Origin of the sequence: Achromobacter sp. (assembly GCF_049647645.1) — a bacterium.
Classification (GTDB): Bacteria; Pseudomonadota; Gammaproteobacteria; order Burkholderiales; family Burkholderiaceae_B; genus Achromobacter.
The window spans coordinates 1-1,521 of record NZ_JBARYB010000208.1 but is presented as its reverse complement, the minus strand read 5'-3'; the positions used below and the strand labels follow the sequence as shown (position 1 = coordinate 1,521).

The 1,521-nt window shown below is 68.2% G+C and carries 2 protein-coding genes and 1 pseudogene; all 3 read left to right on the top strand.

The genetic code is table 11. The annotated features are described in order from the left end of the window. The coding region (locus WBB14_RS23330; RefSeq protein ID WP_424241949.1) for an HAD-IC family P-type ATPase at nt 1-766 on the top strand (766 nt) is incomplete at its 5' end. Nucleotides 767-843: 77 nt separating this feature from the next. Beyond that, nucleotides 844-1,140 (top strand): metal-sensitive transcriptional regulator, encoded by a 297-nt coding sequence (locus WBB14_RS23325; RefSeq protein WP_424241948.1) that lies wholly within the window; start codon nt 844-846, stop codon nt 1,138-1,140. Nucleotides 1,141-1,194: 54 nt separating this feature from the next. After that, nucleotides 1,195-1,521, top strand: a pseudogene (locus tag WBB14_RS23320) (type II glyceraldehyde-3-phosphate dehydrogenase); the annotation flags it as partial.

The following is a 1,521-nucleotide window of genomic DNA, read 5'->3' as shown; positions in this document are numbered from 1 at the left end:
GGTAGTCATGATGACCGGTGACAACCGCTACACCGCGGCAGCGATCGCCCGCGAGGTCGGCATCACCCGGGTCGTGGCAGAGGTCATGCCCGAGCACAAGGCCGCCGAGGTCAAGCGGCTACAAGCGGAAGGCAAGGTCGTCGGGATGGTCGGCGACGGCATCAACGACGCCCCGGCCCTGGCCCAAGCCGACGTAGGCGCCGCCATCGGCACCGGAACCGACGTGGCCATCGAGTCCTCGGACATCACCCTGATCTCAGGGGCCTTGTCCGGGCTCGTCACGGCCGTGGACCTGTCCCGGGCGACCATGCGCAACATCCGGCAGAACCTTGTATTCGCGTTCATGTACAACGGTGCTGGCATCCCGATCGCGGCGGGCGTGCTCTACCCCTCCCTGGGTCTGATGTTGAGCCCAGTGATCGCCGCGCTGGCTATGGCGTTGTCCTCGCTGTCCGTGGTCGCCAACGCCAACCGGCTGCGCCGCTTCAAGGCGCACCCGCTCCCCGACGTCGTCCGAGTTCCAGCCATCGACCCGGTGGTGGAGATCGGACGCGATGAGGAAGACAACCCCACCGCAACACCCATGGAGGAAGACATGTCCCAGAAGTCCGCGAAGGTCACCGACCCCATCTGCGGGATGAGCATCGACCCCGCGACCGCGGCCGGCAGTGCCGAGTACGAGGGTGCCACGTACTACTTCTGCTCCAACCACTGCGTGGCCACCTTCAAGGAGGACCCGGCCAAGTACGCCGCAGCGCGGGCATGAGGTCCCAGGCCTGCCGGGGTGGCAACCCCACCCCGGCAGGCGCCGCCCACCCCCGACGGTGAACAAGGAGCGAGACGATGAGAACGACACCGGGCGCTGACGGCGAGATCGTCGCCCGTCAGGTGGTCAACCGGCTGCGCCGGGTCGAGGGCCAGGTCCGCGGCATCACGCGGATGGTCGAGCAGGACGCGTACTGCATCGATGTCCTGACCCAGGTCTCCGCCGCCTCCCGCGCTCTGCAGGGTGTGGCGCTGATCCTGCTGGACGACCACATGCACCACTGTCTCGCCGAGGCCGCACGGGCCGGCGGAGCGATCCAGGCCGACAAGGTGCGGGAGGCGTCCAAGGCCATCGCCCGGCTCGTGCAGAGCTGAGACAGACACACGACACCGACACCACACGACACGAAACGAGCGCAGGAGGCTGTGATGACCATCAAGGTTGCCGTCAACGGCTACGGAGTGATCGGCAAGCGGGTGGCGGACGCGGTCCGCGCCATGCCGGACATGGACCTGGTCGGAGTGGCGGACGTCGCCACCGACTGGCGAATCCGTACCGCGGTGGGACTGGGCATCGAGGTGTTCGCCGCCACCTCGGACGCGGGCACCGCGATGCGGGACGGCGGGGTGCCCGTGGCGGGCACGTTGGAGGACCTGCTCGACCGGGTGGACGTGGTGGTGGACACCACCCCGAAGAAGGTCGCCGCGCGCAACCTCGAGGTGTACAAGACCGCCGGGGTCAAGGCCGTCTTCCAG

Bases quoted from the DNA above. Each gene is read 5' to 3' on its own strand.
- WBB14_RS23325 (WP_424241948.1), top strand. From the start codon at position 844: ATGAGAACGACACCGGGCGCTGACGGCGAGATCGTCGCCCGTCAGGTG.